We start from the raw sequence: 24,516 nt of genomic DNA on the forward strand, positions 1-24,516 counted from the left end.
TTTAATATCCTGGAGCGTGTCGTGGGCCAGATGGGCGGCACTGTCGAAATTTGCCGGAAAAGCGCATGACCAGCCCGATTTGTCAAGGCAAAGCACAACAATGTCGCGTTCAGCCTGTCCTTTCGCGCACCTTCGCTTTAGATAGTGCTTATTCAGCCCGCCAAACCGAGTCGGCCCGCAATGAGCCAGATCAGACCTCTTATCCCGCTTCTCGTCACCGCCGGCATTCTGATTGGCGGCAACGGTCTGCAGGGAACCTATATCGCGCTGCGGGGCCTGTCCGAAGGGTTTTCGGCCAGCACCATCGGCCTCATCAGCGCCGCCTACAGCATCGGATTCGCGCTCGGCTGCATTTCGGTGACGCGCCTTCTGCGCAAGATTGGCCATATCCGCACCTTCGCCACTATGGCGGCGGTCGCATCGGCCGCCTCGATCGCCATGCCGCTTGTCCTTCATCCCTTGTTCTGGATGTTGATGCGCTTCGTCATCGGTATTGCGGTCGCCTGTCTTTTCGCCGCGATCGAAAGCTGGATCAATGCGCAGGTGACGAATTCCAACCGTGCGCGCACGCTGTCCATCTATCGTTTCGTCGATCTCGGTTCCGTAACGCTCGCCCAATATATCATCCCCGTCGCCGGCATTGACGGGCCTGTGGTGTTTTCGCTGATCGCCATGGCGCTCACGCTGTCGCTGGTGCCGATCTCGATTGCCGACAAATCCAACCCCGCGCCGCCGAAACAGATCCCGTTCAATCTTTTCGCGGTGTGGCGCATCTCACCGCTTGCCGTCGTCGGCTGCGTGGCTGTCGGCCTCAGCATGGCGGCTTTTCGCAACATCGGGCCAATCTATGCCGAACAGATCGGCCTTTCCGTCACCGCCATCGCCACCTTCATGAGTGCGGGCATCATCGGCGGCGTGGTCTTGCAATATCCGCTCGGCGTCTATTCCGACCGTTACGACCGCCGCATCATCATTCTCGCTACCACGGCCTGCTCCGTGATTGTCGGTCTGTTTCTCGCCCTGTTCGCCGGCTCGGACGAATGGAGCAACATCATCGGCGTCTTCGTGTTCGGCGCCTTTGCCCTGCCGCTCTATTCACTGAGTTCCGCCCATGGCAACGACCATGCCAAAGAGGGCGAACATGCGATGGTGTCTGCCGGGCTGCTGTTCTTCTGGTCGGTGGGTGCAACCGTCGGGCCGCTGCTCGCCTCCGTCCTGATCGACCAGTTCGGTCCCAAAGCGCTGTTCAGCTACACGGCCGCGATCCAGATCGTTTTCATCGCCTACACCATATACCGGCTACGGGTGCGCGAGGGAGTACCCGTTGAGGAGCGGAACTGGCGGTTCCGCCCGCTTTTGCGCACCTCGGCCTATTTTCAGAAGCTGGCCGCCCCTGCACCACCCAAAAACGACGGGCCGACGCCAAAACCACCTGAGAAAAACGATCCTTGAGCCTTCAAAAGCGGGCTTTGTATTGACATGCGCCCGGCAAAGGGAAAGTAAGACGGATAATTTTCACGAGTGGCCATTTGCAATGATTGAAACGACTGCCGCCCTCGCCGAAGCCTGCACGGAACTGGCGAAATCGGAATTCATTACCATCGACACCGAGTTTCTGCGTGAGACGACCTTCTGGCCCGAGCTTTGTCTCGTGCAGATGGCGAGCCCTACCCTTGAGGTACTGGTCGACCCGCTCGCCAAGGGTCTCGACCTTACGCCGCTGTTCGAACTCATGGCCAATCCCGATGTCGTGAAGGTTTTCCATGCGGCGCGTCAGGATATCGAAATCATCTATCATCTTGGCGGGCTTATTCCGCACCCGATCTTCGATACGCAGGTCGCGGCCATGGTCTGCGGTTTCGGCGATTCGATCTCTTACGACCAGCTGGTCCAGAGGATCAAGAATGTGCAGATCGACAAATCCTCACGCTTCACGGACTGGAGCCGCCGCCCGCTGACGGAAAAGCAGCTGGATTATGCGCTGGCCGACGTCACCCATCTGCGTGATGTCTATCTAGCGCTCAAAGCGCAGCTGGAGCGTGAAGGCCGCTCGCTTTGGCTGACCGAAGAGATGGACATTCTGGAATCGCGCGAAACCTATGACATGCATCCCGACGATGCCTGGCTGCGGTTGAAATCGCGCCTGCGCAAGCCGACTGAACTCGCCATCCTCAAATTTGTAGCAGCATGGCGTGAACGTGAGGCGCGGTCGCGCAACGTGCCGCGCTCACGCGTGCTGAAAGACGATGCGATCTTCGAAATCGCACAGCAGCAGCCGAAGGACACCGAGGCGCTGTCGCGGCTTCGCACCATCCCGAAGGGCTGGGAGCGCTCCTCCTCCGGTACGGCCATCATCGAGACCGTGAATGCGGCGCTGGCACTTCCGAAAGAGGAAATGCCGAAGGCGCCACGTCACAGCCACGCACCGGAAGGCTCCGGCGCTGCCGTGGAGCTGTTGAAAGTTCTCCTGAAGCTGACGGCAGACAAGCACGGCGTCGCAGCAAAGGTCATCGCCAACAGCGAAGATCTGGACAAGATCGCTTCCGAGGGCGAGGCTGCCACCGTGGCAGCGCTGACCGGCTGGCGGCGCGAACTGTTTGGCGATGTGGCGCTGAAGCTCATCAATGGCGAAGTAGCATTGCGTTTCGCCGGCAAGAAGGTCGAGGCGGTTGATGTGGCGGTGAGCGAGGCCTGATCGCCCGCGCCTCGCACAGTTTTGCGCGTTGTGCGGACGCGAAAGCGCTTCTGCTTTTACCGGACCTGCGCCAACCCAAATTTTGCCCGCATCGCGGTCCATCTCTTTGCAGATGGTCTCGCTTTGAGGGTATTTCCATGAAACCTGCCCGTGCTCTGCTGTTGGCCGCATCTATCGCGGCCGCAGGCATTTTCCCTACTTTTTCATCCACGTCAGCGCGCGCCGATGACGGCAAGGTCGATCTTCAGGGCGAATGGACGACCGATTGCCTTAAGATCGGCAAGAACGATCGTCACGGCATCGTCACGCGCATCACCATACGCGGTGGCCGCATGCATGCTGTCTCACAGATTTACGCCCGCAGCAGCTGCCAGCAGCCCACGGTGCAGGTGCGTTACGAAGGCACGCTGGATGGTGGCCTGAAGGACAACGACAGCATGCTCTTTGCCCATACCGTCACCTCAATCGCCATGACGCCCAACGACCCCGCGGTTGTCGAGCATTATAATGGTGACCCGAAGGGTATCGGCTGCGGGTTGACTGGCTGGAAAGAGAATATTCCCTTCGATGTCGATGGTCGGACCTGCGCGGCCATCACCTTTGCCAGCAAGGGAGAAACCCTGTTCGACCGGGCATGGATAGACGGCAACCGGCTGCGTTTTGCCGCCTTCCCCGTCACATGGTCGAACCGCTCGCCGGACGACCGTCCGCAATCGCCGCTTGAAACGGTCTATTACAGAACATCCTATTAAGTAGTAGAGCCGGGTGCACAGCCCTTTTGCGGCAACGGGGCAACAGCCTTTCCAATCCTTCATGTGACCTTACCGAATGGTCACTTTTTGCAGCGCATTTTCCACATTAATGTCGCATATGACCTGAACAGAAGCTTCGCCTGACGGGGGCACGACGCTTCCCTTCCCCGAGATCAAGAACCGACATGAGAAAATTGCTGCCCATTCTGGATTACGTGGTGCTCTTCGTTGCCGTGGCCGGCAGCGGGGTGGCCTACGCGTTTCTGGAATATGGCGGCGGCGCGCTCATTGGCGCCACCTATGCGCTGTTCGCCTGTGCGCCAATCCTCGCCTTCGAGCGTGGTTACGTGCTGCCCGGTCTGTCGCGGCAGGTAAGCGCATTGCCGACACCGGCCTATATTGCCGTCGGCCTCATCATCTACGCCGTCCTCGTCTTCTGTGGCTTCGGGCTTGGCGGTACCATTCTGTGGGTTAGCGGCATATTTCCCGGCACCTGGAAACGGGCGGTGCATGCCGAGGTGCAGACACTGATCTTCACCCTCATCGTCTGCGGCATCATCGTTTTCATCATGCGCGTGCGCGAACTGCTGGGCCGTGACATCTTCATCGATCTCATCCTTGGGCGCTATCGCCGTCCAGTCAGCGAAGACCGCGTCTTCATCTTCATCGACCTCGTCGGCTCCACTTCGTTTGCCGAAACCCATGGCGACCTGAAGGCGCAGGAGTTTCTGGGCGAAATCTTCGCGAGCTACGCAGCCCCCGTCAGAAGACATGGCGGCGTCATTGACGACTACATCGGCGACGCGGCCATCATCACCTGGCCCTATCACATGGCGATAAGGCGGGCAGCCTGCGTGCGCTGTGTTTTCGATATCCAGGCGACCATCGAGGACAAGCGCGACATGTGGCTCGCCCGTTTCGGCGAAGTGCCGCGCCTTCGCTTTGCGATTCATGGCGGGCCGGTCATAACAGCCGAAATCGGCGTCGATCACCACAAGATCACCTATTTTGGCGACACGGTGAACACCACTTCGCGGCTCGAATCACTGAGCAAGATGCTCGGCCATCCCGTGCTGATTTCGGCCGATCTCGCCCATCAGCTGGTGCTACCCAAAGGTGTTCGCAGCGAATATCTCGGCGAACATGCTGTCAAGGGACGCGGGCAGACGCTCGGCGTGTGTACGCTCAGCCAATATCAGGCCCCAGCCGCCTGAAAAAACCCCTGAAAACAAACGGGTAGCTTCGTTTCCGAGGCCGCCCGTCATCAAAATTCATCAAAGCTTCAAACTGCAATCACCTGCCTGTCATGTGGCACCCCTATCGCCTCAGTCCTGTCTTCAACAGGCATTGAGGGGTCTCCACCATGAAGCATATTCTTTTCGCACCTTTCGCCGTTCTTGCGCTCGCAACCGCATCCCATGCAGAGCAGGAGTTTTCGGCAAAGCTGGTCTCGCACGCCATTCTGCCCGCCAACACCATCATCGCAGCACCTGCCGATGCGCCGGAATACCTCAAGACATCCGCCAAGTTCACGACGGCCGACCGCAAGCGCGCCGAGGGTCTCGGCACCGTGCCCGGCAAGGATGGCGTTCGCCCGACCGGCCTCTCCATGCCGTTCAACGGCCAGGCCATGCAGGGCTTTTCCGGCATCAAGGCCATGGCGGACGGCAGCTTCTGGAGCCTTTCCGATAATGGTTTCGGCTCGAAGCTCAACTCCAGCGACGCCATGCTGATGCTCCACCACATCAAATTCGACTGGGATGCCGGCAAGGTCAACGCGCTGGAGACGGTGTTCCTTTCCGACCCGGACAAGAAAGCTCCCTTCCCCATCGTCATGGAAGGTTCGACCAAACGTTACCTGACGGGCGCCGACTTCGACGTCGAATCCATTCAGCCCGTTGCCGACGGCTTCTGGGTGGGCGAAGAGTTCGGTCCCTACATCCTGAAATTCACCCGCGACGGCAAGCTGACCGACGTCATCGCCACCAAGGCCGGCGATATCGAGGTGAAGTCCCCGGATCATCCGACCCTGGCACTGCCCGGCAACCCCACGCAGAAAATGCCCGCTTTCAACCTGAAACGATCAGGTGGTTATGAAGGCATGGCGCTCTCCAAGGACGGCTCGAAGCTTTACGGCCTTCTCGAAGGCCCGCTCTACACCGCCGAAGGTCAGGTCGAAAAGACCGAAGACGGCTCAACCGCCCTTCGCATCATCGAGCTCGATACCGCCAAGAAGGAATGGACAGGCCGCACCTGGCTCTACCCGCTGGCGCAAGGTGGCGAAGCCATCGGCGATTTCAACATGCTGGACGAGAGCACCGCGCTGGTCATCGAGCGTGACAATGGCGCCGGCACCGCCGACAAGGCCTGCGCTGACCCGAAGAAGCCGGATGTAAACTGCTTTGCCGTACCTTCCAAGGTCAAGCGCATCTACAAGATCGAATTCAACGACGCCAATGCCGGCAAGGCAGCGCGCAAGATCGGCTATATCGATCTGCTGAAGATCTCCGATCCTGATAACAGGAAGCGTCAGGGCGGCGGCAACGGTTTCTACGACATGCCGTTCGTGACCATCGAGAATGTCGACCGTGTCGACGCCACCCATATCATCGTCGGCAACGACAACAACCTGCCCTTCTCGGCCGGTCGTGCGCTGGACAAGGCTGACGACAACGAGTTCGTCCTGCTGGAAGTCAAGGACCTTCTCGACGCGAAGTAAGGAAAAGGGTGCCGGAATTCGTTCCGGCACCGTCAGCGCATCGGCGCAATCTCAACTGAACGGAGCGTTCCTGCGGCCTGCAAAAGGAAGCGAGGCGCTCCGTTACTGTACCGACCCAACCTGACCCGGAACCCGGTTCCGAAACAGGAAAGACCCGTCATGCAGGACAATGCCGAACGACTGTATTACGCCCTGAGGAAAAGCTGGTCGCTGGAAACCAGCAGCCTGTGGTCGAGAGAAAACCCAGCCAGGGGGCAAGGCGGCGTTACAGCTCTTGTGGTGCAGGATATTTTCGGTGGCGACCTCGCCAAAACCGTCGTTAGCGGCGCCGACCATTTCTACAATATCGTCAACGGCATCCGCTGGGATTTCACCTTCACCCAGTTCGATATTCCGGTCGGTTACGAGGACAGGCCCGCCACCCGCACGGAGGCGATGGCAAGGGCCACGCCCCTGCAATATGCCTATCTCAGCGCCTGTATCAGGAAGGCGCTGGGGCACGGTTGAATAATAACGGCTTGTAGCGAGGCGACCGGTTTGTCTCGGCGACAAACCGATTTCGGTCTGTCGTGTTTTTCGTTTGCGGTTTCAAATCCACAACTTCAGCTTCTCCTCTCAAAGCAGACACAATCCATGGCATAGTACCGCAGGTAAACGAGGTGTGCCGAGAGGAGAGTTGTGCGATGAGTGAGAGCTGCCCGGTCCTGACGCCCGCCGAACGGCAGGTTCAGGATATATTGCAACGGACAGAATCGGCGATGGTGTCCACTATTTTCGCAGCGCTTGAGCGTGCAAGCAAACAGGCTGCTGACGAACTCCAGTCAATCGGGTCTGAAATACAGCCACCGCCTCATGACTATTTTGCCGCTGTCGCACACCAGCAGCTTTTCCTGCTGCTATGCGGAGCCGACCTGGAAACATTCGAGGGCGGAGATCCCGAAGTCGCGCGTCACATCATTCAGAATGCCCAAAACATATCCGATCATTACTGGAAGTAAAAAAGCTGCGACCGCGGATGGTTCCGGCGGCTGACGGCGCTGTGTGAAGCCTGATTTCGTTCCAAGCAAAGCGCGTACACGATCTGCATTTCAAAAGGATATCTGGCCTAATCGGCTTGCCTTCGCAATTTCATGTCATATGCCCTTCATAGTCCCCGGTTACGCAGGCCGAAATCCGGAGACAGGCATGCACTCAACCGCACAACTCAATCGCCCCAAGCTCGCAGAGACAGTTATCCATTCGACGGCAAGCATAAGGGACTCGAACATAGGTAGCTGCTGCGAAATTTTGGCCGATACCTCTCTGCACAACGTCGAACTCGGGAATTACTCTTACCTCGGACCCCGTTGTATTGTCGGTGATGCGACAATCGGGAAATTCTGCGCTATTGCCGCGGACGTCAGGATTGGCGCACCGAACCATCCAATGGACCGACCGTCCATGCACCGTTTCAGCTACTGCCCGGAATATTACGCTACAGAGGCGGTGCGCGACGACGCTTTTTTCGATCGCCGCAAGGATGATCGCGCCGTCATCGGTCACGATGTCTGGATCGGTCACGGGGTCATCGTGCTGCCGGGCGTGAAGGTTGGAGACGGCGCCGTGCTCGCAGCAGGCGCGGTCGTCACCAAGGACGTGCCGCCCTACACCATCGTCGGCGGTGTTCCCGCGAAGATCATTCGCGAGCGGTTTTCGCAAACCGTGGCGGGGAAGCTTGCCAAAATCGCCTGGTGGGACTGGCCCTTCGAGACGATCATGGCGCGGCTAGCCTACTTTCAATCAAGCGATATCGACGCCTTTTGTCAGCGCTGGTCCTAGTATAGCTCCACAACTGTCTGCGGTGCCAAATGGCCGGCGTCTGCCCGTTACTCGAACACAAACGCCAACCGCTTGCCCGTCAGTTTCGCCAGTTGCTGCAGGCGTCCGTCCAGACGCTCGCCGGCAAAATCGCAATAGGCGTGTGGTACGACGAATTCCAGATCCAGATCCGGAGTGGTGGATTTGCGGAATTTCAGGTGATCAACGACACCGGGCATGGAGGCTGAGAAGAGGTAAACGACGCGCAGCAGGCCGCCGAGCAACTTGCCGAGTTCCAGCAGGCGGTCACCCGCCATGGCGGCGAGCGGCTGTGTGGTGCCGTTGTCGTTCAACCCTTCGAAGCGGTAATAATTGGCAAGCGCAATATAAGCGCGGCCCGGATGGGTGATCGCCACGAAGGAGGAGTGGGCGATGATGTTGAGCGCCTGGAGGCCGCGATAGTCCGGATGTGCACGCCAGCTGATATCGGCCAGAAGGCAGGCCGCCTGCCGGTAACGGCTTTCCTCTTCCGTCTCCTCGATGCCGAAGACCGGAAAGGTGCGGCCGCTCCAGTCGGCCAGTTCGCGCGCATGTTCGGGCGAACGGGCACGCAGAATGGCAAGCTCGTCGGCCGTGACCAACAGCGGGTCGGTATCCCGCTCCGCTTCCGTCAGCAGCGAATAAAGATAACCTTCGCGCACGCCCTGCGCCGAGAAGGCGATCGTTGCCGGCTTCATCGCCTTTAGAACTTCACGCATGGCGATGGCGCCGAACGGCAGAAGCGAACGGCGGTTCTTGGAGACCGCCTGCCAGGCCGGGTCCTTGCTGTCCCTGGAGACGATGACTTCTTCCAGAAAATTCAGCATTTCCGCCAGCGGCAATTCATATCCCTGCATCATGTGCAGCGGATAACCTGTGATCTCCATGTGCAGCTTGGCGATGTTTCGCCACGTGCCGCCCACGGCATAAAAGGTACGCCCCTCGCCGGCCGCCAGCAGCTTTGCGAAAGATTTGACGTGCTTGCGGGCAATTGTCGTCGCCTTCTCCAGCGAGCCATCCGATTGTTCCGACAACCGAAGGCCGCCGAGCGGCAGGGTGATGCCCTCGCCGCAGTTCTTGCCCTTGATGTCGATGAGTTCCAGCGAACCGCCGCCCAGGTCGCCTGCAATGCCATCCGGGTCGTGGAAACCGCTGATCACGCCATAGGCGGAATAAAGCGCTTCCTTTTCGCCGGACAGGACCTCGATCTCGCAACCAAGTATGGCTTCGGCTTCACGGATGAAATCCGGGCCGTTTTCCGCTTCACGCGCTGCCGCTGTCGCCAGTACGTAGAGTTGCTGCGCCTGCGCCTGTTCGGAAAGCGCATGGAAGCGACGCAGCGCCATCAAAGCCCGGCTGACGCCTTCCTCATGCATCCGGCCCGTGAGGGCCAGTCCCTTGCCGAGACCGCAAAGGACCTTTTCGTTGAACAGCACGGCGGGCGCGCGGGAAAGACCTTCATATACGACGAGACGAACGGAGTTCGAACCAATATCTATGACGGAAACGGGGGCAAGGCCGGTCAGCCGCCCCTGTGCTTCTGATCGAGTCATTCAGCCTGTTTCTTGCGGGAAGAAATCAACCCGGCAATCAATTTGGGCGCACTTGATTTCAGGGCTTCACCACGTCCGGAAAGGCTGGGATTGGTCATGAAATAGTGCTGCGCGTTGAACGGTTCTTCGCCTTTACGCACCTCGATGCGCCTCGACGTTCCGTCCGCAAGTATCTCGTAGCTCTGCTGGTTGTCAATGAGATTGCCCAGCATAATCTGTGAAAGAACCTGCTCGTGCACGGTGGGGTTGGTGAGCGGCACCAGCGTTTCAACGCGGCGATCAAGGTTGCGCGGCATCATGTCGGCGGAGCCGATATAGACCAGCGCCTTGTCGGACGGAAGGCCGAAACCATTGCCGAAGCAGAAGATTCGGCTGTGCTCGAGGAAGCGGCCGACAATCGACTTGACGCGGATATTGTCCGACAGACCCGCAACCTGTGGGCGCAGGCAGCAAATGCCGCGCACGACGAGATCAATCTCCACGCCGGCCGCACTGGCGCGGTAAAGCGTATCGATAATCTCGGGATCGACCAGCGAGTTCATCTTCATCCAGATCGCCGCCGGCGCACCGCGCTTGGCGTGCTCGATCTCTTCGTTGATGTGCTTCACAATGCGCGCACGCAGCGTATAGGGCGAAATGGCGAGCTTCATGCCCTCTTCCGGTTCGCCGTAACCCGTGATGAAGTTGAAGATATTCGCCATGTCGTGGGCGATCTTCGGGTTGCAGGTGAAGAAGGACAGGTCGGTATAGATCTTGGCCGTGATCGGGTGGTAGTTGCCGGTGCCGAGGTGGCAATAGGTTCTGAGCTTGCCGTCCTCGCGGCGCACCACCATAGACATCTTGGCATGCGTCTTGAGTTCGATGAAGCCGAACACCACCTGCACGCCGGCCCGCTCCAGATCGCGCGCCCAGCGGATGTTCGCCTCTTCGTCGAAACGCGCCTTCAATTCGACCAGCGCGGTCACGGATTTGCCGGCTTCCGCCGCGTCGATCAGCGCGCGAACGATCGGGCTGTCGTTGGAGGTGCGGTAAAGCGTCTGCTTGATGGCGAGCACTTCGGGGTCGCGCGCAGCCTGCAACAGGAACTGCACAACCACGTCGAAGCTTTCATAGGGGTGGTGAACCACCATGTCTTTTTCGCGGATGGCGGCAAGGCAATCGCCGGCATGTTCACGCACGCGCTCGGGGAAACGGGCGTTGTAAGGCTCGAACTTCAGGTCGTCGCGCGGTGCGCGCACGATTTCCGAGATGGTGTTGAGCGCGAGCAAGCCGGGCAGAACGGCAACGCGATTATCAGGCACGCCAAGCTCGTGCACCACGAACTGGCGGAGCGACTGCGGCATTTCGCTGTCGGTCTCAATGCGGATAACCGAACCGCGGCGGCGGCGCTTCAGCGCGCTTTCGAAGAAGCGGACCAGATCTTCCGCCTCTTCCTCCACCTCGATATCGCTGTCACGGATGATGCGGAACGTGCCGAATCCCCTGACGGTATAGCCCGGATAGAGACGGTGAATGAACAGGCCGACTACATCTTCAAGCGTGATGTAGCGGATGGCGTTTTTCTCATCCGGTAAACGAACGAAGCGGTCGAGCGCCGTCGGGAGACGCAACAGCGCTGTCATCGGCTCGCGGCCGTTGACGCTGTCGAGTTGCAGGCCCATCGAGAAACCGAGGTTCGGAATAAAGGGGAACGGGTGCGCAGGGTCGATGGACAGCGGCGTCAGCACCGGGAAAATACGTTCCTCGAACTCGGTGCCCAGCCAGGTACGATCCGCTTCGGAAAGTGCGGCAGGCCGCACGATGAAGATTTCTTCCTTGGCGAGATATTGCTGCAGAACCGCAAGCGAAGCCTGCTGCTCCATTTGAAGATTGTCGATTTCCTTCAGAATATCTTCCAGCTGCTCGGCTGGTGTCTTGCCGTCAGGTGTCTTGACCGTAATCTTCTGGCGCACCTGGCCTTCGAGGCCGGCGACGCGAACCATGAAGAATTCATCGAGGTTGGCGGCGGAGATGGACAGAAAACGCAGTCGCTCCAACAGCGGATGATCCGTGTTCAGCGTTTCTTCCAGAACACGGCGATTGAACTGGAGCCAGGAGAATTCGCGGTTGATGAAGCGCGCGGGGCTGTCCCAGAGATTCTCGCCCTCGGTCACCGGCTGAACCTTGTTGAAGTCGTCCTGCACAATAGCGCCCATGTCCTGTACCATCCCCTGACTTTCCGTCCCGTGATCCTGCTGCATCCCGCGATCGTCCCTCTTGCCCGTATAACAGTTTGACGACGGAACTGTGACAGTCAATCGACCTCCAGCCCGCTACCCCTTGTCCCTTCGCCCATCGCGTTAAGGACTTCCGCCGCCAAGGGACGGGTTATCCTTGTTCCACGCGAGAGCGCCAGCCTGTCGATACGGTCCACAATCGTCTGCGCCGTATCGAGTGAACGCTCCATTCTGTTGACGATGTAGCCTATGAGTTTGTCATCCATATAAAGCTGCCGGTCGGCGAAGAGTTTCACCAGAACCTGTGCCAGAAGACCCTCGTCGGGCTCGCCTGTCTCCACCACAGTCACGGCTTTCAGGCGTGAGCGCAGGTCCGGCAAGGTCACCGGCCATGCGGCCGGCCATTGCCGGCTGGTCATCAAAAGCGTGGTGCCGTGCTGGCGCACGCTGTTGATGACATGGAAAAGTTCGGTGTCGTCAAAACCGCGGCGATCGGCATCCTCGAACAGAACCGCTCCGGTTTCGGCAAGACGCGCAGCGCCAACACCGGCTTGCGGGTGGATATCCTGCGCGCTGCTGATATTTTTCCAGATATTGGCGAGATGCGATTTTCCCGAACCCGGAGGCCCGGCCAGCACCACCACGGGCGAAGGCCAGTTCGGCCATTCATCCACAAGGCTGACGGCAGCCTTGAGCGAGTCGGACACGAGAAGATCGTCCCTTCCAGAAGCGGACTGGTGTGAGAATGCGAGCGGCAGCTGCTCGGCCTTCGACCGGGCGTTGTCGTTTTTGATTTGGTCAGTCATCGTTAGCCCTGAGAGTCAACCTTGCCGGAGGACGTTTCCTGTTCTTCCCAGGGAAGGTTGGCGGCGTGCCCATGGTAAAGATCGCTTTCAAGATATCGCGACAATGCAAAGCGGACAAGCACGCCAACGGCTGCCGCCGCCGGCACGGCGACCAGAAGGCCGACGAAACCGAAAAGCGCACCGAAGGCGAACAATGCGAACATCAGCCATACCGGATGCAGGCCGACGCTGCTGCCGACGAGCTTCGGCTGCAGGATGTTGCCTTCGATGAACTGGCCGGAAAAGAACACGGCAAGTGTCAGAAATACATAGATATAATCAGGCCAGAACTGCACGATGGCAACGCCGACGGCAAGGATGAGGCCGACCATCGAACCAATATATGGAATGAAGCTGATAAGGCCGGAGAAAAGGCCGATCAGCAGGCCGAAATTCAGGCCCACCAAGGACAGGCCGACAGCGTAATAAACACCAAGGATGAGGCAGAGCGACCCCTGCCCGCGCACGAATCCGGCAATCGTCCTATCCATGTCGCGGGCGATCTGGCGGACCGTATGCACGTAGTCGCGCGGTATCCAGCTATCGACCTTGTCGATCATCCGGTCCCAGTCGAGCAGCAGGTAGAAGGCGACGACGGGTGTGACGACCAGCAGCGACATGACATCGACCAGCGATTTGCCGGAATTCCAGATCTGCGTCAGCAGGGTGCCAATGAAGCCCGCGCCTTCGGTCAGCAGCTTGGAAAAATTCTCCTTCACTGCATTGATCTGGTTGCTCACCCAGTCAGGCAGCAGATTGGCGTCCGCACCGGCGATCAACTGCTGCAGGGACGAGACATATTGCGGGATGCGCGTGATGAATTCGGATGCCTGGGCGGCAATCAGCGGAATGATGATGATGAGCGACAGCGCGAAAATCAGCACGAAGGAGACGAGGATAACGACGGTCGCCATCAACCGGCTGAGGCCTCGGCACTCCAGCCAGTCGGCAACCGGATCGAGAAAATAGGCAAGCGCCATGCCCGCCACGAAAGGCAGGAGGATGGAGCTGAAGACCATCAGGAAAAAGATAAAGACGGCAAGCACGCCTATCCAGAAAAAAACCTGCCGGCGCAGGCTCGTACCGCTCACATGGGGTTGCATCCGTTCATCCTCTTGTCGCCGTGCCGTCATTGCCCATGATGGAGATAGGATGCGCATATGCACATGGTCAAGGCCGGTGGCCCGGCAGCGATAGACACGGCGGTTGCCAGGTCCGTGCAACGACGACGGGTTTTCAAGTCTGCGCTGCGCATATCGCCGTCGAGAGGCCCGAGGCACACAAAACGTCAAACCGTCGCAAAGCCGTTAAAAACCGGAGCTTTTGCCACTCAAACCCTTGCATCGGGCCCCGTCCCGTGCGAATGGCGACGCCAAAGGAACCAGCGGAGACGAGAGCGATGAGCCAGTCGGGCAAGAACGGTCTTACCTATAGTGACGCAGGTGTGGATATCGACGCCGGCAACCTGATGGTCGAAAAGATCAAACCGGCGGTGCGCTCGACGCGGCGTCCCGGCGCGGATGGCGAAATCGGCGGCTTCGGCGGCCTGTTCGATCTGAAGGCCGCAGGCTTTAACGATCCGGTTCTGGTGGCCGCCAATGACGGCGTCGGCACCAAGTTGAAGATCGCCATCGATGCGAATTTCCATGACACCGTCGGCATCGACCTCGTTGCCATGTGCGTCAACGATCTCGTCGTGCAGGGCGCAGAACCGCTGTTCTTCCTCGACTATTTCGCGACCGGCAAGCTCGACCCGGATCAGGGCGCTACCATCGTTTCCGGCATTGCAGCCGGCTGCCGCGAATCCGGCTGTGCGCTGATCGGTGGTGAAACCGCTGAAATGCCCGGCATGTATTCCGATGGCGACTACGATCTCGCGGGCTTTGCCGTGGGTGCTGCCGAACGTGGCCAGCTTCTGCCCGCCGGCGATATTTCCGAAGGCGACGTCATTCTTGGACTTTCGTCCTCCGGCGTTCATTCCAACGGTTTTTCGCTGGTGCGCAAGATCGTTTCGATCTCCGGCCTTGACTGGGACGCCCCGGCACCCTTCGCAGATGGCAAGAAGCTTGGCGAAGCGCTGCTGACGCCGACGCGCATCTATGTAAAGCCGCTTTTGAAGGCAATCCGCGAGACCGGCGCGCTGAAGGCGCTGGCGCATATTACCGGCGGCGGCTTCCCGGAAAACATTCCGCGCGTTCTGCCCAAGCATCTCGCCGCCGAGATCGATCTCGACGCGATCGAGGTTCCGGCTGTGTTCTCGTGGCTTGCAAAAACCGGTGGCGTTGAAGCCAAAGAAATGCTGCGCACGTTTAACTGCGGTGTCGGCATGATCGTGGTCGTTTCGGCTGAAAATGCCGCCAAGGTCACCTATGCTCTGACGGCGGAAGGCGAGACCGTGTTCCCGCTTGGCCGCATGGTCGCCCGCGAAGAGGGTGCGCACGGCACGATCTACAAGGGCGCCCTCAGCCTATGATGAGCGCCGCCTCTCGATCTGGCCGCGCACGTGTCGTCGTTTTCATTTCCGGCAGCGGCTCCAACATGGTGTCGCTTGCCAAGGCCTGTCAGGAGACGGATTTTCCGGCCGAGATCGCCTGTGTAATTTCGGACAAGGCGTCGGCAGGCGGGCTGGAAAAGGCACAGGCGTTCGGTATTCCCACGCTCGTTTTCGAGCGCAAGACCTATGCCAGCAAAGCCGAGCATGAGGGCGCCATTCTGGCCGCACTTGGCGAGATTGCGCCTGATATCATCTGTCTTGCCGGTTACATGCGGCTGATCTCCGGGGATTTCATCGCCCCCTATGAAGGCCGCATTATCAATATCCACCCTTCCCTGCTGCCGCTTTTCCCCGGCCTGCACACCCACCAGCGCGCCATCGACAGCGGCATGAAGATTTCCGGCTGCACCGTACACTTTGTAACCGAAGGCATGGACGAAGGCCCGACGATCGCGCAGGGCGCGGTGCCGGTTCTTTCCGACGACACGGCCAAGACGCTGGCGGCGCGGATACTCACCGTTGAACACCAGCTTTATCCACTTGCCCTGAAGCAGCTTGCGGAAGGCAAGGTGCGGATGGAAGGTGGGAAAGCCATTTCCAGCGGCGACGCAAGTAAATCTGAGTATTCCAGCCTGATTTCTGCTTACTGATAAATATTTCCCTAAAGTACAAAGATACTTAAAGTGGTATTTCCTCTAAAATAAACCGAACTTTTACCATAATCACCTTTAATGCCCGCAACGGTCCCGCATTTTGGAGCCCTCCGGTCATTCAGGAGCGATTATGCTAATTTCGAAGTTTTCCCTGCCGCTTTCGGCCGTTTTACTGTTGGGTACGAGCCTGCCGCTCGCCGCCGAGCAAAGCGGCATCACCGCTTCGCTCGATGCCGGTGTTCTAAACATCAAGGCCACAGAGACCTTTTACAACGGAAGCCACAAAAACAGTCAACTCGACTGGAAAACAACAAATGCCATGGCGTTACGCGGATCGCTTGGACTTGAGCTGTCACCCGAGTGGCGCATAAAAACGGAAGGTCGAATCGGCTTTGCTGGCGATGGCTACATGACCGACTACGATTGGCTGCCTCCCTATTACAGGGATACATCGAAAACTGGATGGAGCGACCGCTCACAGCACGGCGACACTCGCCTCGACCACTACCTGACCGGAAGCATCGAAATCAACAGAACACTGCTGGAAGACCCGCTGCAGCACGTCAGTGCCGGTATCGGCTTTCGCTATACCGACGTGCAGTGGTCCGCCTATGGCGGTGACTACATCTACAGTTGGAGAGGATTTCGCAATAATGTCGGTGAGTTCAACAATAGCGAAAAAGCCATCACCTACCGGCAGCAAATCCCCGTATTTTACGGCAATGTGACCGGTGGGCGCAAATTCGGGAACTGGTCGCTGAATGCCGGCCTCGAAGGCGGCGCAATGATCTATGCGAAAGCCACGGACGATCACTGGATGCGTTCGATCCGCTTCACCGACAAATTCCATGTTGGCGGCATGTTCGGAGCAAAAGCGGGCATCGCCTATGCCCTGACTGAGAATGCCTCCCTCTACCTGGATGGCGCATACGAATATACGAGCTTCGGTCGCGGTGACAAAACCCTCACACCGACTGGCGGAACTACCGGCCTGTTTTATAAAGATTCGGCGGGCGGCGATATGCAGTCGCTTTTCGTTGGGGCCGGCGTAAAGGGCAGATTCTGAGTTGAAGGCTTCCGGTTGAGGCGGGAGAAGATGTTATTATCGCACGCAGAACGAAGCTGTGGCATGCCTCGTAAAAGCGATTGACCCTCAATCTCGTCGACACCTCATCTCTGCGATGCGGACAGAACGGTCGCAACGAAAAAAGACAACTCCGGATGAGGTCAAGGCGTGGAAAGAAGAAGGCCGCAAGTAATGGCCTTTGTCGTGGACGCCTCGGTAGTCGCGGCTTGGTTCCTGTCTGACGAGGACGGCACAATCGCCGATCACGTCTCCATCATCCGCCTGGCACGAAACATGCGCTTCCCGCCTATGATGCTGCCTACCTCTCGCTTGCGATTTCGCACAATGTGCCTTTAGCAACACATGATAGGAAGCTTGCGGCTGCGGCAAAGCTGGAAAACGTTGCGTTCGCTTAAGGTTTGCGTAGAGCCGCGCGGTTCAACATCGCCCACTGCAACAGAATAATCGTCTTGGAATCGGTGATTTCGCCGGACGCGATCATCGCGAAGGCTTCGTCGAGGCCGTAGGTCAGAACCTCCAGATCCTCGCCTTCGGTTTCCAGACCGCCACCGCTGCCGGCCTGCACGTCGAGATCGATGCGGGCGACGAAGAGGCTGACTTTTTCGGTGAGCGTTCCCGGGCTGGCATACATGTCGAACAGGTATTCGACCTTTTCCACCGCGTAGCCAGATTCTTCCATCGCCTCACGGCGAATGGCGTCGGCGGCGTTGTCGTCATCGAGGAGCCCCGCTGGCACTTCGATCATGAAGCTTGGATCGCCGTTCACGAAGACAGCAGGGCGGAACTGGCGCACCATCACCACGCTGTCGCGTTTGGCATCGTATAGAAGGATGGCGGCGGCGCTGCCGTGATCGTGGACTTCCCTGATGATGCGGATTGTCTTGCCATCCGGCATGCGCTGATCGAAAATGAGCTTCTGCATATGCACGAAGCCCTTCCACACCGTTTCCTTTTCCACCAGCCGGACCCTGCCGGAATCAGTGTCGGCCGGAACGTTTTTCGCTTGCGTCTGTGTCACCGGATATTCCCTTGCCTGTCGCGGAAGTGTTCAGCTTGGCCCTGTTGCGGTGCAATATCAAGCCTTTCAGGCTTCGTCGTCGCGGTGGAGCCACACCTTATTGTCGTGGAAAGCCGCGCCGCCATAGGGGGCAACGGCATCGGCGCCCGTCAGAACATTGATACCCTCGCCGTCCAGATGCGCCTTGTTGGGCCACAACCCTTCGGCAACCAGAACGCCGGGCCTCGCACCCTCCACGATTTTCGCGTGAAGACGCACTTCGCCGCGGCCATTGCCGATACGCACGATGTCGCCATCGGCTATACCGTTGCGGGTGGCGTCCTCGGAACAGATCATCACTTCCGGACGGCCTTCCTTCTGCACGGAGGTTTTCGTTTCCGCGAAGGTGGAGTTGAGGAAGTTGCGCGCTGGCGATGTCGCCAGTCGGAAAGGATGCTCTCCGTCGGCGGTTTCGATGACATCTACCTGATCCGGGAATTTCGGAAATTGCGCAACCGGTCCCATCACGCCGATGTTTTTCGGCGGTTTGTTTGGAGACGGCCCTGTCGCCCATTCGGGGCTGAAACGGAATTTTCCGTCACCATAACCAAAGCCCTCGAGATAATGCGCCACCTCGAAAGAGGGCTGCGCATCGATCCATTTTTCTTCCGCCAACGTATCGAAATCGCCCCAGCCGCTGACTTTCAGCATATGATCGACATGGTCGCGGGCTGAAAGACCGAAGCCCGGCATATGGTCGATACCAAGACGTTTCGCCAGTTCTTCGATGACGAAGAGATTGGTGCGCACGGTTTCCGGCGGCTCCACCAGCTTGGGGCCAAGCAGAATGTGGTTCTGGCCACCGGCGCGGTAGATGTCGTCATGTTCAAGGAACATGGTGGCCGGCAGCACGATATCGGCCAACTCGGCCGTCTCCGTCATGAATTGCTCATGCACGGCAACAAAAAGATCGTCGCGCAGGAAACCCTGTTTCACCAGCCGCTGCTCGGGTGCGACATTGACGGGGTTGGTGTTCTGGATGAGCAGCGCCGTCACCGGGCCACCATGTCGCAGCGCTTCCGCATCCCCCGTCAGCACGCGGCCGATCTGCGACTGGTCGAGCTGGCGCACGTTGGGGTCGGCATAGGCTGTGCCCATCAGTTCCGCCTTGTTGAGCCGGAAGATATCGCCGTTATTGTGGAAGGCTCCGCCGCCTTCATATTGCCAGGAGCCAAGAACGGTGGCGATCGAAAGGGCGGCATGCATGGCGACCGCGCCGTTGCGCTGGCGGGCGAAACCATAACCGAGCCGGAAGAACGTCTTTTTCGTCGTGCCCACGAGCCTTGCGAAATCCTCGATTTCCTCCACGGAAAGACCGGTGATTTCGGACGCCCATTGCGGCGTCTTCGATTTCAGATGCTCTTCAAGTCCCACCGGATCGTCAGCGAAGCGCGCCATGTAATCGCGGTCGGCATAACCATCGCGGAAGGCAATGTGCATGATGGCGCAGGCAAGCGCTGCATCGGTGCCGGGACGCAGGACGATGCGCATATCGGCCTGTTTCATGGTCGGATTGTCATAGATATCGACGACGACGATCTTCGCGCCACGTTCCTTGCGGGCTTTTACCGCATGGGTCATGACGTTGACCTGCGTGGCGACAGCATTCGTACCCCAGATGACAACGACATCGGCCTTGCCGATTTCGCGCGGATCGGGCCCGCGCAGCGCGCCTGTACCCATCACATAACCCGTCCAGGCCATGTTGGTGCAGATCGATCCGAAAAAGCCGGAATATTTCTTGGCGTGACGCAGGCGCTCGATGGAATCGCGCTGAACCTGTCCCATGGTTCCGGCATAGAAATAAGGCCAGACGGCCTCGGCGCCGTGCTTTGCCTCGGCTTTGACGAAGGCGTCGGCAACCTCGTCCAATGCCGCCGCCCAGGATATCTCCTGCCAGTCGCCGGCACCCTTCGCACCCTTGCGGCGCTTCGGGGTCAAAAGACGGCCGGGATGATAGATACGCTCGGAGTAACGCGCCACCTTGGCGCAGATGACGCCGGCAGTGTATGTATTGGCATTGGCGCCGCGAACGCGGCCGATGCGGCCATCGGCAGTGATGTCCACTTCCAGCGCGCAGGCGCTCGGACAGTCGTGCGGACAGACTGTGTGGCCGATGCGCATGGCACTTTCGGCTTTCGGGGTGGCGTTTTTAGCGGAAATCGGGGTCGCAAGGTTCATGTCTTTTCTATATTGCATCAGCGACGCGGCAAAAAGGCCGAAGTGACGTCCATCAAGAATATTCATCATCCCCATCGGGAAGCGAGACACATCCCATGAACTATCGCCACATCTACCACGCCGGCAATTTCGCGGATGTTCTCAAACACGCCGTTCTCGCCCGTCTCGTCCGTTACCTGCAGAACAAGGACAAGGCGTTTCGGGTGCTGGATACTCATGCCGGCATCGGCCTCTACGACCTGTCGTCGGAAGAGGCGCAGAAGACAGGCGAATGGCAGACCGGCATCGGCAAGCTGATGGACGCCGATCTGCCGGCCCCTGTCGCCGAATTGCTGGAACCCTATCTTTCCACCGTCAGGGAACTCAACCCCGAAGGCGGCATGCAGTTCTACCCCGGCTCGCCAAAGCTCGCGCGCATGCTGTTCCGCCCGCAGGACAGGCTTTCGGCCATGGAACTGCACCCGGACGACGCACGCGCGCTGGCGCGTCTATTCGAGGGAGATTATCAGGTTCGGGTGACGGAGCTCGATGGCTGGCTGTCGCTTGGCGCGCATCTGCCGCCGAAGGAAAAACGCGGCCTCATCCTCGTCGATCCGCCTTTCGAGCTTGAAAATGAATATCAGCGGCTGGCGGATGGGTTGAACAAGGCATATCGGCGTTTCTCCACCGGCACCTATTGCCTGTGGTATCCGCTCAAAAAAGGCGCACCGATCAAGGATTTCCACGAGCGGCTGCAATCCTTCGATATTCCGAAGATGCTGTGCGCGGAACTTTCCGTGAAAAGCGACCGGCTGGAAGGCTTGAGCGGCTCAGGCCTCATCGTCGTCAACCCGCCCTACACGCTGAAGGACGAGCTGCACACGCTGCTGCCATTCCTGAAGACGGTGATGGCGCAGGACAGATACGCCTCGCACCGCGCCTTCTGGCTGCGCGGCGAGGAAAAGCCGGAAGAGGATTGAGGGCTTACCTCACCCCTTCCGCGCCTGTGCAAGCTGCGATCGCTCAAAGAACAGGATCACGAAAAGCGCCATGATGAACGGGATGATGAGGTAGAACAGCCGGAACACCAGCAGCGCTGCAATCACGTCAGCCGGGTTCATATCCGGCAGGCCGGTGACGAACACCAGCTCCAGCACGCCAAGCCCGCCCGGCGCGTGCGAGATGAGCGCCGCGGAAAAGGAAATCAGGAAAATCCCGAGAATGACCATGAAACCGGGATTTCCGGCTTCCGGCAGCGCGAAATAGATGATGCCTGCAGCTCCGATCAGTTCGATCGGACCGATGACCAGCTGTTGCGCCACCAGTTTCGGCACGGGATATGGCAGAAAAAACGAACCGATTTTCAGCGGCCGCAGCTTCAACAGACTGCCGAGCACATAAAGTGCAACGATGGCGAGCAGCAGTACGCCGGTTGTCGTTGATGCTTCCACGGGCAGGATCCCGGTAAATCGCTCGGTAATGTCCGGTTCGTAGACCAGCACCAGACCGATGAGCATGATCGTTCCGATGATGAAGGTGAAGGAACAAAGGCCGACGAGAATGCCGACTTCGGCAGCGCTCAACCCTTTGGACGTATAGGCCCGGTATCGGACGACGGCACCGGAAAACACGGATGCCCCGACATTGTGGGAAAGCGCGTAGGTGGTGAAGGAGGTGAGCGTGATGAAGAACCAGTTTACCTTCCGGCCGAGATGCTGGAGAGCGATGCGGTCGTAACCTGCAAGGGCGGCATAGGCGACAAGCGTCGACAGGCCGGAGCACACCCAGTCCCGCGCGCGAATGGCCGTGAGGCTTTCCCATAGATCATCGAGTGAAAGACCGCGCAGCTCGTGATAGAGCAGCCAGGCCGAAAAACCGATCGTTGCCAGACCAATGACGGGCCAGATGTATTTCTTCAATGTCATGCGGTCATGCCCGCCTATTTCCCCCAGCTTCACCCCAACCCGATTTCCGCACTCCGCAGAAGATTCGTTCGACTCTATTCGTTATGCGGCGAAGCTTTCAACCTTTTTGCCCGTTTGCCTCGTTCACAAATTTATGTAAGACCGCTTTGTCGTCTGCGGGCGATACGAGGTCGTCCATTTTCCGGAGAACGTGCACGAAATGAAGCGTTATGCCGGTTTCATCGCCCTCGGTCTTCTGTCGCTTGCGGCCCTTTGGTTTTCGCGGGAAAATCCGGCCCCGACCGGTTCTGCAATCAACCGGCAGACCCAATCCCAAACGCAGCCCGCCGGCAATTCCAGGCCCGAAACATCCCAGCCGGAAATTGCCCGACGAGACACGGGCAAAAACCCTGTGCCCGCCGGAACAGGCTTCGATTTTTATGTGCTTTCGCTCTCCTGGTCGCCGGCGTTCTGCGCCAGCTCCGAAGGTTCCGGCAATCGCCAGCAATGCGGCAGCAACAGGCGTTACGGTTTCGTCGTACACGGGCTTTGGCCGCAAAACGAAACCGGATACCCCGAATTCTGCACGAGCAGCGAGCCGGACCGTGTGCCCGACGCAATCGGCCGCACGATGTTCGACATCATGCCCTCCATGGGCCTGATCGGCCACCAGTGGCGCAAGCACGGCGCCTGCTCCGGCCTTTCGCAAAAGGATTATTTTTCGGCAACACGAACCGCCTTCGAGGCGGTCAAGCTGCCGGAGACGATTGCCTCGGGCGCTAAAGGCGCCACCCTTTCCGCCGAAGCCATCGAAACCGCCTTCACCGACGCCAACCCCGGCATGTCGAAACGCGGCGTCTCGATCAGCTGCGACGGAAAACGCCTTGAGGAAGTCCGTATCTGCCTCAACAAGGACATGACATTCCGCGATTGCCCTGAGCTTGACCGCAAGGGCTGCCGCGTCAGCGCTACCGAAATCGTCCCCATTCGCTAATACCCACACATCAACATATGTCAGGACCCGACTATGGAACTGCTTTATTCCGTCACTTCCCCCTACTCCGCCAAGGTGCGCATGGCCGCCCGCCATCTCGGCATCGACATTACCAACGTCGCCGTCGACACCAATGCCGAGCCCGCGACGCTGGTTGACAACAATCCGCTCGGCAAAATTCCGGTCCTGCTTCTGGACGATGGCGGCTCGGTCTATGACAGCGTCGCGATCATGCACTATCTAGACCGCCTTTCGGGCGGCAAGCTCTACCCGAAAAAGAACGGCAAGCGCACCGAAGCGGAAATTCTGGAAGCGCTCTGCGACGGCATCATGGATTGCCTGCTGGCCATCGTTTACGAGCGCCGTTCCCGCCCGGAGGACAGAGTTCACCAGCCATGGATCGACAAGCAGTGGAAAAAGGCGGTGAAGGGTCTGGATCATCTCAACGCCAACCTGCCGAAAACCGGCAAGAAGCTGCATGGCGGACATTTCTCCCTTGCGGCGTTGATCGGTTATCTCGATCTGCGTTTTGCAGGTGAATGGGCCGAAGGGCACGAGGCGCTGGCGCAATGGCCGGAGACATTCGGCAAGCGTTTCGAAGCCTATAAGGACATGAGGGCTGCCGCCTGACGCCAATGTGAGCGCCATGCCTGGCCTGATCGCCGGGCATGGATGCTGTAACTGATGGCAAAAACAAAAAAAGCCGGGGCGTAAACCCCGGCTTTTCTTTTACCGATCCTTGAAGGATCAGAACTTGACGCCGATACCGGCCTTGACGGAGTGGTCGTCGAAGCCGCGCGAGAACGCGCCGGAGTCCAGGCTGTAGTCCTTCTTCTGGTAGTCGCTGTAGCGATATTCCAGACGGGCAGTGATGTTGTCCGTAACCATGGCTTCAACGCCGGCACCAACGGTGTAGCCGAGGGCGGTTGCGCTGTCCTTGGAGGTCGCGTCACGTACCTTGTTGTCGGAGGCTGCGAGACCAGCCGTACCGTACAGCAGGAACGGGTTCATGTCGTAACCGACGCGGGCACGCAGCGAGCCGTTGACGCCCTGCTTGCCTTCGACGGCGTTGCCACCAACCGTACCAGCGGAACCGCGCTCGCGGCCGAGGTTAACGTCTGCTTCGGCACCGTAAACGATCTGGCCGTTCTGCATGTTGTAACCGCCGTAGATGCCGCCGCCGGCGCCCTTGGCGTCACGGCCGTCGTTGCTGGAGCTGAAACGGCCCCAATCGTAGTTGGCGGTACCACCGAGGTAAGCGCCGGTCCAGTTCTTGACCGGAGCGGGCTGGTCGTAGGCTACCGGTGCCTGCGGCACGTCGTTTACGGCGTCAGCGGCGTGAGCAGCCGAGAAACCAGCGGCTGCAATGGTCGAAGCCATAATGGTTGCTACGAAAATACGCATGTTATTCTCCTTTCAGGACCGCGCCGTACTCAAAACATTGTTTTTAGACGCGGTAAATTCGTCGGGTTAATCGCCCCTCTGAAAATTGAATTTGATGGGAGAATGCGGAGATCAAAGAGCCAAAATGTGAATTGTTTGGGGCAGACA

General features: G+C 58.9%; 22 protein-coding genes. 14 read left to right on the forward strand and 8 right to left on the reverse strand.

Annotated elements, in window-relative coordinates; translation table 11 throughout:
* Window positions 1-180 precede the first annotated feature (180 nt).
* The 8 genes from AC5SEO_RS14295 to AC5SEO_RS14330 all read left to right on the forward strand — a co-directional run bounded on the left by AC5SEO_RS14295 (window position 181) and on the right by AC5SEO_RS14330 (window position 7,984).
* Window positions 181-1,452, forward strand: coding sequence for an MFS transporter (locus tag AC5SEO_RS14295; protein ID WP_003512472.1), 1,272 nt, complete (start codon window positions 181-183; stop codon window positions 1,450-1,452).
* An 82-nt stretch (window positions 1,453-1,534) separates the two neighbouring features.
* Window positions 1,535-2,695 (forward strand): ribonuclease D, encoded by a 1,161-nt coding sequence (gene rnd / locus AC5SEO_RS14300; RefSeq protein ID WP_003512471.1) that lies wholly within the window; start codon window positions 1,535-1,537, stop codon window positions 2,693-2,695.
* 137 nt (window positions 2,696-2,832) lie between these two features.
* Window positions 2,833-3,447: a hypothetical protein gene (locus AC5SEO_RS14305; protein ID WP_065688202.1), complete on the forward strand. Its 615-nt coding sequence runs from the start codon at window positions 2,833-2,835 to the stop codon at window positions 3,445-3,447.
* A 185-nt stretch (window positions 3,448-3,632) separates the two neighbouring features.
* Window positions 3,633-4,661, forward strand: coding sequence for an adenylate/guanylate cyclase domain-containing protein (locus AC5SEO_RS14310; RefSeq protein ID WP_003512469.1), 1,029 nt, complete (start codon window positions 3,633-3,635; stop codon window positions 4,659-4,661).
* Window positions 4,662-4,810: 149 nt separating this feature from the next.
* Window positions 4,811-6,166, forward strand: coding sequence for an esterase-like activity of phytase family protein (locus AC5SEO_RS14315; RefSeq protein WP_174068178.1), 1,356 nt, complete (start codon window positions 4,811-4,813; stop codon window positions 6,164-6,166).
* A 159-nt stretch (window positions 6,167-6,325) separates the two neighbouring features.
* The gene (locus AC5SEO_RS14320) at window positions 6,326-6,673 is read left to right on the forward strand and encodes a YunG family protein (protein WP_065688200.1); all 348 of its coding nucleotides are present in this window, start codon (window positions 6,326-6,328) and stop codon (window positions 6,671-6,673) included.
* 176 nt (window positions 6,674-6,849) lie between these two features.
* On the forward strand, window positions 6,850-7,164 hold the full coding sequence (locus tag AC5SEO_RS14325) for a hypothetical protein (protein ID WP_003512466.1): 315 nt from the start codon (window positions 6,850-6,852) through the stop codon (window positions 7,162-7,164).
* A gap of 187 nt (window positions 7,165-7,351) precedes the next feature.
* Window positions 7,352-7,984, forward strand: a complete 633-nt coding sequence (locus AC5SEO_RS14330) for a DapH/DapD/GlmU-related protein (protein WP_174068177.1) — start codon at window positions 7,352-7,354, stop codon at window positions 7,982-7,984.
* Window positions 7,985-8,031: 47 nt separating this feature from the next.
* Here AC5SEO_RS14330 and ppx read toward each other — a convergent pair whose 3' ends face one another.
* The 4 genes from ppx to AC5SEO_RS14350 form a co-directional block, all read right to left on the reverse strand.
* Window positions 8,032-9,555 carry an exopolyphosphatase gene (ppx, locus tag AC5SEO_RS14335; RefSeq protein ID WP_174068176.1) on the reverse strand — a complete coding sequence of 508 codons (1,524 nt, stop codon included), beginning with the start codon at window positions 9,553-9,555 and terminating at the stop codon, window positions 8,032-8,034.
* Window positions 9,552-11,750: an RNA degradosome polyphosphate kinase gene (locus AC5SEO_RS14340; RefSeq protein WP_495363889.1), complete on the reverse strand. Its 2,199-nt coding sequence runs from the start codon at window positions 11,748-11,750 to the stop codon at window positions 9,552-9,554. The genes ppx and AC5SEO_RS14340 overlap by 4 nt, the downstream gene beginning before the upstream one ends.
* A 98-nt stretch (window positions 11,751-11,848) precedes the next feature.
* The gene (hdaA, locus tag AC5SEO_RS14345; protein ID WP_003512460.1) at window positions 11,849-12,577 is read right to left on the reverse strand and encodes a DnaA regulatory inactivator HdaA; all 729 of its coding nucleotides are present in this window, start codon (window positions 12,575-12,577) and stop codon (window positions 11,849-11,851) included.
* 2 nt (window positions 12,578-12,579) lie between these two features.
* Window positions 12,580-13,719 (reverse strand): AI-2E family transporter, encoded by a 1,140-nt coding sequence (locus AC5SEO_RS14350; protein WP_495363886.1) that lies wholly within the window; start codon window positions 13,717-13,719, stop codon window positions 12,580-12,582.
* 296 nt (window positions 13,720-14,015) lie between these two features.
* Here AC5SEO_RS14350 and purM point away from each other — a divergent pair, with 296 nt between their 5' ends.
* The 3 genes from purM (at window position 14,016) to AC5SEO_RS14365 (ending at window position 16,829) form a co-directional block, all read left to right on the forward strand.
* Window positions 14,016-15,089 carry a phosphoribosylformylglycinamidine cyclo-ligase gene (gene purM / locus AC5SEO_RS14355; RefSeq protein ID WP_174068175.1) on the forward strand — a complete coding sequence of 358 codons (1,074 nt, stop codon included), beginning with the start codon at window positions 14,016-14,018 and terminating at the stop codon, window positions 15,087-15,089.
* Window positions 15,086-15,760: a phosphoribosylglycinamide formyltransferase gene (purN, locus tag AC5SEO_RS14360; protein ID WP_495363887.1), complete on the forward strand. Its 675-nt coding sequence runs from the start codon at window positions 15,086-15,088 to the stop codon at window positions 15,758-15,760. The genes purM and purN overlap by 4 nt, the downstream gene beginning before the upstream one ends.
* Before the next feature lie 133 nt (window positions 15,761-15,893).
* Entirely contained in the window at window positions 15,894-16,829 is a 936-nt protein-coding gene (locus AC5SEO_RS14365; protein WP_174068343.1) for an omptin family outer membrane protease, read from the forward strand.
* Between the two features lie 412 nt (window positions 16,830-17,241).
* Here AC5SEO_RS14365 and AC5SEO_RS14370 read toward each other — a convergent pair whose 3' ends face one another.
* Window positions 17,242-17,868, reverse strand: a complete 627-nt coding sequence (locus AC5SEO_RS14370; protein ID WP_025593009.1) for an NUDIX domain-containing protein — start codon at window positions 17,866-17,868, stop codon at window positions 17,242-17,244.
* A gap of 66 nt (window positions 17,869-17,934) precedes the next feature.
* Complete coding sequence (locus AC5SEO_RS14375; protein ID WP_174068174.1) at window positions 17,935-20,154, reverse strand: molybdopterin-containing oxidoreductase family protein; 2,220 nt, start codon at window positions 20,152-20,154, stop codon at window positions 17,935-17,937.
* Between the two features lie 29 nt (window positions 20,155-20,183).
* Between AC5SEO_RS14375 and AC5SEO_RS14380 the strand changes: the two genes are divergently transcribed.
* Window positions 20,184-21,047, forward strand: coding sequence for a 23S rRNA (adenine(2030)-N(6))-methyltransferase RlmJ (locus AC5SEO_RS14380; RefSeq protein WP_003512446.1), 864 nt, complete (start codon window positions 20,184-20,186; stop codon window positions 21,045-21,047).
* 9 nt (window positions 21,048-21,056) lie between these two features.
* On the opposite strand, the gene AC5SEO_RS14385 is transcribed toward AC5SEO_RS14380, so the two are convergent.
* Window positions 21,057-21,992 (reverse strand): lysylphosphatidylglycerol synthase domain-containing protein, encoded by a 936-nt coding sequence (locus AC5SEO_RS14385; RefSeq protein WP_041694364.1) that lies wholly within the window; start codon window positions 21,990-21,992, stop codon window positions 21,057-21,059.
* Window positions 21,993-22,191: 199 nt separating this feature from the next.
* Here AC5SEO_RS14385 and AC5SEO_RS14390 point away from each other — a divergent pair, with 199 nt between their 5' ends.
* Together AC5SEO_RS14390 and AC5SEO_RS14395 are read left to right on the forward strand one after the other, a co-directional pair.
* Window positions 22,192-22,965 (forward strand): ribonuclease T2 family protein, encoded by a 774-nt coding sequence (locus AC5SEO_RS14390; protein WP_013635860.1) that lies wholly within the window; start codon window positions 22,192-22,194, stop codon window positions 22,963-22,965.
* A gap of 33 nt (window positions 22,966-22,998) precedes the next feature.
* A complete protein-coding gene (locus tag AC5SEO_RS14395; RefSeq protein WP_174068173.1) occupies window positions 22,999-23,595 on the forward strand; it encodes a glutathione S-transferase in 597 nt (198 codons plus the stop codon).
* Between the two features lie 117 nt (window positions 23,596-23,712).
* Here AC5SEO_RS14395 and AC5SEO_RS14400 read toward each other — a convergent pair whose 3' ends face one another.
* A complete protein-coding gene (locus tag AC5SEO_RS14400) occupies window positions 23,713-24,369 on the reverse strand; it encodes an outer membrane protein (protein WP_003512439.1) in 657 nt (218 codons plus the stop codon).
* Between the last annotated feature and the right edge of the window lie 147 nt (window positions 24,370-24,516).

The organism is Agrobacterium sp. K11 (assembly GCF_059429395.1).